General features: G+C 63.8%; 7 protein-coding genes and 1 pseudogene. 4 read left to right on the top strand and 4 right to left on the bottom strand.

From position 1 onward, the window contains the following. The 3 genes from ON19_RS07295 to ON19_RS07285 all read right to left on the bottom strand — a co-directional run. Positions 1-527, bottom strand: a 527-nt coding sequence (locus ON19_RS07295) for an RDD family protein (protein WP_043688432.1), incomplete at its 3' end; no start/stop codon positions are given. Between the two features lie 537 nt (positions 528-1,064). Further along, complete coding sequence (locus ON19_RS07290) at positions 1,065-2,882, bottom strand: ATP-dependent nuclease (RefSeq protein ID WP_043688431.1); 1,818 nt, start codon at positions 2,880-2,882, stop codon at positions 1,065-1,067. Positions 2,883-3,236: 354 nt separating this feature from the next. Beyond that, positions 3,237-4,667, bottom strand: coding sequence for an ATP-binding protein (locus tag ON19_RS07285; protein ID WP_051168609.1), 1,431 nt, complete (start codon positions 4,665-4,667; stop codon positions 3,237-3,239). A 552-nt stretch (positions 4,668-5,219) separates the two neighbouring features. On the opposite strand from ON19_RS07285, the gene ON19_RS07280 reads away from it, so the two are divergent. Next, positions 5,220-5,555: a hypothetical protein gene (locus ON19_RS07280; protein ID WP_051168608.1), complete on the top strand. Its 336-nt coding sequence runs from the start codon at positions 5,220-5,222 to the stop codon at positions 5,553-5,555. Positions 5,556-5,557: 2 nt separating this feature from the next. Beyond that, a complete protein-coding gene (locus tag ON19_RS07275) occupies positions 5,558-6,649 on the top strand; it encodes a tyrosine-type recombinase/integrase (protein ID WP_063709404.1) in 1,092 nt (363 codons plus the stop codon). 553 nt (positions 6,650-7,202) lie between these two features. Here ON19_RS07275 and ON19_RS07270 read toward each other — a convergent pair. Next, on the bottom strand, positions 7,203-7,808 hold the full coding sequence (locus ON19_RS07270) for a TetR/AcrR family transcriptional regulator (RefSeq protein ID WP_043688430.1): 606 nt from the start codon (positions 7,806-7,808) through the stop codon (positions 7,203-7,205). Between the two features lie 136 nt (positions 7,809-7,944). Here ON19_RS07270 and ON19_RS07265 point away from each other — a divergent pair, with 136 nt between their 5' ends. Beyond that, positions 7,945-9,174 carry an alpha/beta fold hydrolase gene (locus ON19_RS07265; RefSeq protein WP_043688428.1) on the top strand — a complete coding sequence of 410 codons (1,230 nt, stop codon included), beginning with the start codon at positions 7,945-7,947 and terminating at the stop codon, positions 9,172-9,174. A 14-nt stretch (positions 9,175-9,188) separates the two neighbouring features. Then, a pseudogene (locus ON19_RS43615) lies at positions 9,189-9,373 on the top strand (IS3 family transposase); the annotation flags it as partial. Positions 9,374-9,398 lie beyond the last annotated feature (25 nt).

Below are 9,398 nucleotides of genomic sequence, written 5' to 3'. Positions count from 1 at the left end.
TTGCGCGTGGTCGCGCGCACCACTCGGGTGGCTGTGACGAAGTCGTGCACCGTGCGGCGCGAACCGATCGGAAGTGCCGCAAGCAGCAAGCTCGCGAGCACTGAGAGCATCCCAAACACCGCGATAGTGTTCAGAACCCCCGATTCCGGATTCGCGCCTGACAGCGACATGAAGAAGAACGGAACGAAGATGATCGTCATCCGCACCGCCGCCTGCCGCACCTCGAGACGCGGCCTGGCCCACTCCCCCGCCGGGACCACTGCCAACCCGACGAGCCCTTTGCCGAGGGTCTGCCCGCCCCGACGGACCAACAAGAAAACCTCCAACCCGACGTAGGCCAGGAAGTAGCACAGCCACACACCGACCCCGTAGAGAATTTCCTCATAGGTCGAATCCGTCGCGATGTTCAGCGGTACGACCACCGCACCAACGGGCACAGCCACCGCAAAGGTCAACACAAGGCAGAAGACGAGATCGAGGATTCGAGCGAGCAGCCGCCTCGGAAACGGGGCACGATCGTAGGTCATAGACACTCTTTCATGCTTGCGAGGACTTCGAATTGTTCTGGAGCACAGATAACTACAGCATCCGGAGAATCGACCCGAACCGGCGTGGCGTTAGCACGCCGCCGTCCGCGAGCGCGTACCCACAAGAAGTCCATCGACGTGCGTGAGCCGCATCGCCGCAACCGGCTGCCGGAGTTGGAGAACAGGTACTGCTCGCGGCTCCGGTTCGTCCTCACCACCCACACGACGGGACCGGGACTCCCGAGGCGATCGAGACCTTCTCCGGGATAGCGAATCGCCCGCGCAGTGGCACATACATGTCATACCCCTGGGGTACAAATACCATGACGGAAGGAACCCGATATGGCGCGTACCAGGAACGATGAGACGATTCCCAATCCGAATGGTTGCCGGTGGTGTGGTGTCGATCGGGAAGAGCATCTCCAGCGGTGGGCACCGACCGTGAAGTGGCACGTGTGGGTCGAGCCCACCGCCGGTCAACGTAAAAAACGACTGCTGGAGCGGCGAGCTCGGCGTCAGCGGCCGATGGAGGACTTGTTAGCCAGCTAGCTGTCGCAGGTCGGCAAAAATATCCAGCAGTTCGCTGGGGACATCGTCGCGCTGATTGAGTCGCACCACTACCTCCATCAGCATTGCAGGTTTGCCTGAGGGGTGCTGAGCGCTGTGATCTCTTAGCATTCCCTCGACTGCGGCGCTGAACTTCTTTCCATCCCGCTGAACGGCGAAATGCTCGGGAGCCCAGCCGCCGGGGCGAGGCCAGGCTTCGTTCGCGGTACGTGCCCACGTCTCATCGTCGAACAGCTCCTCGAGCTCATCGACGTCGGACTTCTGACCTAGATATTTCGCGACTTTTTCCTTGTCGGAGCCGAAATGCCTGGTGAGACTATTGTCGCTGAAGATCCGGCTGCTGTGCTCGCTGTCGGCGTCGATCATCAGCATCACACTGCGGCCGTGTTTGTGGAGGTAACTGGCGAGTCTCAGTGCGCCGTCGTTGCCGCCACACGCCCACAACGCGATTCCCGCAGCCTGCAGCGACATGCCTTCCGCAAGGTTGAACAGTATCGGCATCACCAACTGTTCGGTCTCGCCCTCGACTGCGAGAAAGCAACGCTCATGCAGCAGAACGGAATTGCGCAGGCCGACCGCAGCGGCGATCGCTCCGAGATGGCGGTCGAACTCCGCGTGCTCGGCACTGCCCAAACGCTGAATCACTGTTCGGCGTGTACCGTCCAGCCTGAGCAACACGACGTCTCGGATATCCACTCCGTCGATCAGGTTCATCGAGTGGGTTGCGACGACGACGCTGACGTGTTCTGCCATCGCTTGGCGACGGATGATCCCCATGACGTCGCGCTGGAAGTGGTAGTCCAAATGTGTGTCCGGTTCGTCGTACGCAACGATCACCTGTACCGGCGACTCGGCTTCGGGATCTTCCTCACCGTCCGCGGTTTCGGCGAGCAACTCAGTGGTGCCCTCCCACACCGCCATCGAGATTCGACGGCGGCTGCCGCGGCCGGAATGGTCCAACCGCACCTGCTCCCCGGTCGCGCGCTCCAAACGCAAGGTCGCCGAGCGCAAAGCCCCCGTGAAACTCACATCCGGCTCGACCGTTACGCTGGCAATGTCGCCGCAACGGTCCAAAATGCGGTCGGCAAGCGGTTTGGCCTCGATGCGCATCCGATCGCGCGCACCGGTCTCCAGGTCACGGATCCGGCCCTGTACGTCGTCTTCGGCCACGTAGTCCTGGAATCGGAGCTTCAGCGCCGCACGGATCGCTGCTTCAGGATCCGCTGAATGGCCCTCGAATTCCGCAATCCGCGGCAGCCGGTCCTTCAAACCGGGCGGCATCCCGCTCCAACCTTCAGTGCTGGAATGCTCACGCCCGTACGCGGTCAACCACTCCTGCAGCTTCGACTTGGTCAGCTTCGTCGACGACTTGTTCCCGAACTTGGCCGCGAGAGTCTTCAGTTCAGGTACCTGCATCGGGGCGAGGTCCTGCAACTCCTCGTCGTCAGGCACAGGCCCCCAGATCTCATAGCGCGGCTCGAGATCCGCTTCGGCACAGCGCCGTAGCCTCACATTCGCAGGAAGACCGAACTGCTCCTGTTCCCTCGCATCCACACGGAATTCTCCTATCACCTCGGTGATCTCGCTCCGCCCACCGGACTCACCAGAGAGGTAGGACCGGTCCTCTTCGGTCAATGTATGCGCGCCCAAGAGGAACCCCAGCGCGCAGAGCGCAGCGGACTTGCCACCGTCGTTCGGGCCGGCCACGATCGTCGGACTACCGATCGGGATGTCCGCTACGTCGGCGAGCGAACGAAAACCACGCACAGAGTACGTTTCAAGATGCACTTGGCTACCGTCCAGGGCAGATTATGTCGTGCAGGCCAATTGGAGCGAACCAGCGCGCGAACCCCCGATCGCGCACGCTGGTCGCTAGACCTTACCAGTCTCGCCTACGTACGAAAAGTCGACGCATCGAGGGCGCTACAGCTTGCTCTGAACACGCAAGCAAACGACACGACCGGCTCGCTTCTGTCCCGGTTCGGCGGCGACGAGTCGTCGAACCCAAATCCGTATATACCTTCCGTTGAGGGGGAAACCCATACGGCCGAGCATGTGCCGACGTCCGTGGCGAGCGGGACCGGGACCGGCTATCTTGTATCGTTCGGCGGCCGACCGTGTCCTGGGAATGGCGACGAGTGGCTACCGACGGGTATTGCGCAGCAACGCCACTGCCAGTGCGCCGAGCTGCTGGGTGAGCGCGTTCTCGAAGGCGAGTGTGCCGTCGGTGGTGCCGGTGCCGGCGTGCGTGAGTTCGTGCAGAAGGGTGCCGCAGAAGTCGGCGGGTGCGGTGAGTTGGTCGCGGCGGATGATGATGCGTTTGGTAGCTGGTTCGTAGACGCCGAGAATTTCGTGTCCGATGCTGTTGAGGCGCATGGTCTCCGAGATCAGGATCTCGGAGACTCCGATGCGTGTGGGTACGATGCCGAGCGCCGCGAGTAGGGGGCCGGTCAGTGAGTAGACATGTCGTTCATTGGGAGTCAGGCGGGCCGGATCGACGAAAATGAAGGTGAAGCTGTCGTTCCAGGCATCGCGGTAGCCGTCGAGGTCGTAAAGAGGTTCGCCCTCGAAGTCGGTGAGATTTCCTATCCGGTCGGCGATGTTGTCGGGGACAAGGACCAGCCGGAAGCCCTCGTCGCGCGCGTAATCCAGCTGAGCCGCACCGAATTCCAGGTCGCTACGGGACACGAAGACAACCTTTTCGTGCGTAGCCAGCACTCGGCAGGCATGGAGGGCGATGTCATTCCAGCCCAGCTCATCGTGCATGCCACCGGTAGTGAACGCAGCCAGATCATCGGCGAGCCCCCGAGCGACGCCAGCTGTTCGACACTCCTTGAGGATGGCCTTCACGCGGTCGGCGTATGCTGTGCGCCCGACATTGCTACGCTCGCGATTCAGCGCTTGCCGCAGTCCTTTCGTGAGCGTGGTGATGTTATACGAGAACAGGAAGTCCTCCTCTTCAGCTACCAGAAGGCCCTTCACGTAGATTTTTCCTCCAGCCTGGGCTGCGGGACGTGCCAAGACCTGGCCATAGCGGGTGGTTTCGAGAAGATACTCACCGTTGTAGCGCAGAAAGTACTGTTTAGCTCGTTCGATCTCTTCGTCAGGGACGCCGCGCAGCACCACCGAGGTGCCAACCCTGCCCGGCTGGCTGGGAGCCAGGACTGCGCCGTGCAGAGTAGTGATGTCGGCGAATCCGTCTTTGCGGCGCAATGTGGTGGTCAAGTCCATGTGGGGTGAGCGGATCAGCACATCGACCCTGCGCCGGTGAAAGACCGCCAGCGCGTCCTTGAGACCCATACCGAACTGGCCGATCACGCCGGAGTGACGTAGCTTCTCGACGTTCTCCTTCTGGGTCAGATGCTGATAGCGCAGCCCACGTCCCGAGTCAGCGATTTCCCAGAGGCCGTTGCCGAGCTTGGTGATCGTCGGTTCACCAGTTGCCGTGACAGCCTGCTCATCGAGAGCGTTGGCGATCACTTCGCGCACTGCGAAAGCCAGTGTCCAATGCTCGAGTACCTGCTCGATGTTGAGATCGAAATACGTTGCCGCCGAGCCTGTCGACACCACCACGCAGCCCCCTTCTGCTCGAATCCGACGACAGCATCGACACTCCAACCGTCAACGCAGACCAGAATGACACAAGCCCTCCGGCGGCGACACCACGATCCCCCAGTCGACTTCGCCTCCGCGAGGAGATCGGGTACGCGCAGCAGCCCCGAGTTCGAAACGGAAGTCGACTCATACGCCGAAGCCGATCGATGGTCGTTGCGACACAAGTCGAACTCCGCAGGAGACCGACACACGCCAAGAAATAGCGTTTCGCTATGGTCTCCAGAGAGTTGCACCGGCCGAATTCACGAACACAGACCACACCTGCGAACCCGAGACCCGCCCACCGTGCGACCGTCGCGACGAACTACTGGCGAGCGCCCGACGATCGGAAGCGAACATGCACTACCCCACCGCACCAGGTCATCGACCACCCCTTGTGCCACATCCCCACCGATACTGCACACATGGTGGGCGGTCCGCGTGGTGATCGCCCCGGTCATCCCGCCCCTGACACCCGTCGAAGAATTTATCGAGGCCTTGCGCGCCGGGCCTCGATCGTCCGCAACCCCTGTGGACCCCGACACCACCTACAGCATGTGCACCGTCGGCGACGGTGGCCGCATCCACGACCGCTGCGTACTTGCCGCGATGAACTGGTTACCGGGTACCCGCCTACGCGCCCGATCCACCGCCGCCACCCTACTCGTCAGCCCCGACGACCACGGCGCCGCCATGGTCCTCGCTCCCGGATACTTCCGCGTCTGCGTCCGACGCCGCCGAGAAGTCTCCCTCCACATCGGCGACAAAGTGTTGCTCGTCGGATACCCCCACCGCCAACTCCTCGCGATCCACCCACCACCCTCACTCCACGCACACTTCGGCGACCACCGCCACCTGGAACCCTGACCATGCCCGACAACCCCACCATCGACCCCACCACCATCACCGCCACCCGAATCCTGCTCCAACAGATCGGAATAACCCCCGCCGACCTCACAGCCGCCACACCACCCACCCCGACCTTCGCCCAAGCCGTCCCACAACTGCGAACCACCCTCACCACCGGAACCCTACGCACCTACAACACCCACCTCGACTGGCTCGAAACAACCTGGCACCACCGCGAACTCGACACCATCACCGTCGCCGAACTCCACGACCGCGCCCGCACCGTCGAACAACTCGCCATCCACCACACCAACACCCGAAACGGCAAAAGCGCACGCGAACACTTCGTCAGCGCCACACGCTGCCTCTACCTCTTCGCCGAACACAACAACTGGATCCACCACACCCGAAATCCCGCCCGCAAACTCACCATCGGCCACCGCGACCCCTCACACCGCCAAGCCATCCCCTCACCACAACTCGCCGAGATATGCCACACCGCAGCACTCACCGGCAACGACCCCGAACTCGACGCCCTGCTCCTGCGACTACACATCGAAACCGCCTGCCGCCGTATAGGCGCGCTCAACCTCCGCCCCTGCGACCTCGACCCCCACCACTGCCTGATCCTGCTCCGCGAGAAGAACAACACCGACCGCCACCAACCCGTCACCCCCACCCTCATGCACCACCTCCTCCACCACGCCCACCAACGAAACAGCCCACCCAACCAACAACTCCTGCGCTACCGCAACACCAAACCCATCACCACCCGCCGCTACGACCACCTCTGGAACCGCATAGGCCGACACCTGCCCTGGGTCGCCACCCAGAACATCAGCACCCACTGGCTCCGCCACACCACCCTCACCTGGGTCGAACGAACCTTCGGATACGCCACCGCCCGCGCATACGCCGGCCACAACTCCCCCAAACACGACTCCACCACCACCTACATCAAAGCCGACCTCATCGAAATCGCCGCAGCCCTCACCGCCCTCACCCGAGAACCCCACCCCCTCATCACAACCAACACGCCCCCGCCCCGACCCATCAACGCATTCACAGCCTCACCAGCCCAGATATTCACCGACAGAAGGGATTACCGATGATCACGCCCCGCCGCGGACGCTGATGCGAGAACTCGCGCCAGGACCAGGGCACAAACCGCGTGGACGGTCCCACCCACACAGCGATACCTCCCAGCCACTTCAGTCGGGTTGCGAAACTTGTGCCATCCCTGCCACTTTCACACTACAGATCGAATATCACGTTGACTGTTACCACTCAGCGACCTATGCTAGAGGCGTCTTCCGCACGGATCACCCCCATCGGTGACCCGAATTCGTAACCAAGTCCCCTCTCGCGCACAGATTCCCGTCAGTCGTGACACTTTCCCGAGCCGCGTGTTGGAGTGCACTCGCACACACCGAGCCACCAGTGGAAACACGCTCTGAACTGCACCGATTCCTGGCACATCTGGCACATCGCGACACATCTGCCGCCTGCGAAAAGTTTGCTGGCGAGGGTGGTCGGCGGTGATCGCGCCGGTCATCCCACCGCAGTCGCCGTTGCAGGAACTCATTTACGGACCGCAGGTCACGAACCGCGTGGTCCGTCCCGCCGAGTGCACCGCGGATACCGATGGGTGCTGACCGCTCTCGGTCAACGCCGCGCCGGTTCGATGTCGAGTGCGCGTTGGAGTTGGCTTGCCCACCAGCGCAGGTGAGCGGTTGAGTTCTGTGCTGCGGCGCCGGTGAGGCCGGCGCTGCGACGGAAGTCGCTGCCGTAGAGGGGCTCGGTTGCCATCGCCTGGTGCAGGGCCGCGACCGCGAGTCGTGTCTCGTCGAGGGAACTTCCGGGGGGCCGACTCCGGTGGAGGGCGTCGACGACCGGGTCGAGCATGCCGGCGCCTCGGTCGCGCCATCCCGCCGCGTGCAGCGCCACCGCTAGTTCGCCGTAGCCGCGCCGGTACACGGTCTCGAGAGACTCGACGAGGTCGAGGAGATCGGTGCCGTGCTCCAGCCATGTGGCGATGACGTCTTGGAGCGCGGCTCGAAGCCGGCGTCCACCGTGACGAAGGAGTTCGGCGAGCAGCTTCTCGCGATTGCCGAAGTGATGCGTGACGCCGGCGTCGGTCATGCCGACCCGCGCAGCCACCGCGCGCACCTGTACAGCGGCGACGCCTCCCTCGGTCAGCAGCGAAGCCGCGGCATCGAGGATCAACCGGCGGGCTTCACCCGGTGGTCTGCGCGTTCTCGGGTTGGTCATCCCCAAACATTACCTTGACTCGCCAAGGTTTCACTGCGTACCGTTACCTCGACAGCTCAAGGTAGATCGGAGAGGGCATGTCGATGTTCGAAATCACGGAGCTGCGAGGGAAATTCGGCACGGAGGTGGATCGGCAATGACAGACATGAGCCTCACGCTGCGCGACGTCACACTTCGAGCCACGGTGACCGGCAAAGGCCCCACGGTCCTGCTGCTTCACGCGGGCGAAGAGCGTCGCGACGTCTGGGCACCGGTCGCGGAGGGGATGACCGAGTGCGGACTGCGGACGGTGGCCTTCGATCTGCGCGGGCACGGCGAGAGTACCGGGCGGGCAACCACTTTGCGGGCGATCGCCGACGACGTGATCGAGATGGTGGTTCGCGAACCGGCGCCGATCGTCGTGGTGGGCGCCTCCCTCGGCGGGTTTGCCGCCGTCGCCGCCCTGGCGGAGCCGTCCGTCGCGCAGCGCGCCGCCGGCCTCGTGCTCGTGGACGTCGTTCCTGATGTCGATGCGGATCGGGCCCGCCGCTGGCTCGATGACCACGGGCTCCTCGCGCGCAACACCGAACTCGCCGACGACATTCTCGCGTCCCGCTCCGAGCTCCACGCGATCGTCGCGGCATCGGACCTGCCCATCCTGCTCGTGCGGGGAGGACCACGGTCTCCGCTCGGCGACGCCGACGTGGACCGGCTATGCATGGCCAACCGACGCGTCACCGTTACCCGCATACCGGACGCCGGGCATCTCGTCGCTCGCGACGCCCCGGCGGAACTCGCGCGCATCGTCTCGGGTTACGCGACCAAGTGGCTCGGTACCGACGACGTCGTCCGATGCGCGTTCGAGCTGCAGCGCACGCTCGGCGCCGAACAGATCGATCACCCAGGCGGGACCCTGTTCGAGCACCTCCGCCGGGTGCACGCCCTCACGGTCGAATGGAACGCCGCGCCACGAACCCGGCTGGCGTCGATCTGTCACGCGTCATACGGCACCGACGGGTTCCGGCACGCCCTGCTGCCGACCACGGATCGCCGACGGCTGCACCACGTCATCGGCCCTGACGCGGCTGCCCTGGTGTACCTCTACGGTGCATGCGATCGCTCGCGCACCTACCGTGAGCTCGGCCGACGACCCTTGCCCGTGACCGACAGATTCACCGGCGGCTCGAAGACGATCGAAGGATCCGAACTACGTGATTTCGTCATCCTGACCATCGCCAACGAGCTCGACGTCGCCCGCCACGCCCAGCTGCCACCGTCGATTCGCAGCGATATCCGTGACCTCGTCGCCGCGCTGGCCACGTACGCGCCGGACGAGGCGGCGGTAGCTCTCGCCGATGAAGCGCTCGCTCGAGCGAATGCCGGGTGAGTGTGCCCCGGCGCCTCGTGTCCCAGCGCGGCCCGTGGCGCACCGTCGATCACGTGGAATTCGTCACCGCCGAATGGTCGACTGGTTCAACCGTCGCCGCCTCTACCAGTACTGCGGCGACGTCCCACCAGCGGAAATGGAGGCCGCCTACTACGCTCGACAACCAGCTCAGCAACCCACTGGGCCGCCACAGCAATAGGTCTCCGGACCACCGGGGCGCGGGG

The organism is Nocardia abscessus NBRC 100374 (assembly GCF_000308455.1).
Taxonomy (GTDB): Bacteria; Actinomycetota; Actinomycetes; order Mycobacteriales; family Mycobacteriaceae; genus Nocardia; species Nocardia abscessus.
This window is presented reverse-complemented; position numbering and strand designations above follow the sequence as displayed.

Bases quoted from the DNA above. Each gene is read 5' to 3' on its own strand.
- ON19_RS07275 (WP_063709404.1), top strand. From the start codon at position 5,558: ATGCCCGACAACCCCACCATCGACCCCACCACCATCACCGCCACCCGA.
- ON19_RS07270 (WP_043688430.1), bottom strand. From the start codon at position 7,808: ATGACCAACCCGAGAACGCGCAGACCACCGGGTGAAGCCCGCCGGTTG.
- ON19_RS07265 (WP_043688428.1), top strand. From the start codon at position 7,945: ATGACAGACATGAGCCTCACGCTGCGCGACGTCACACTTCGAGCCACG.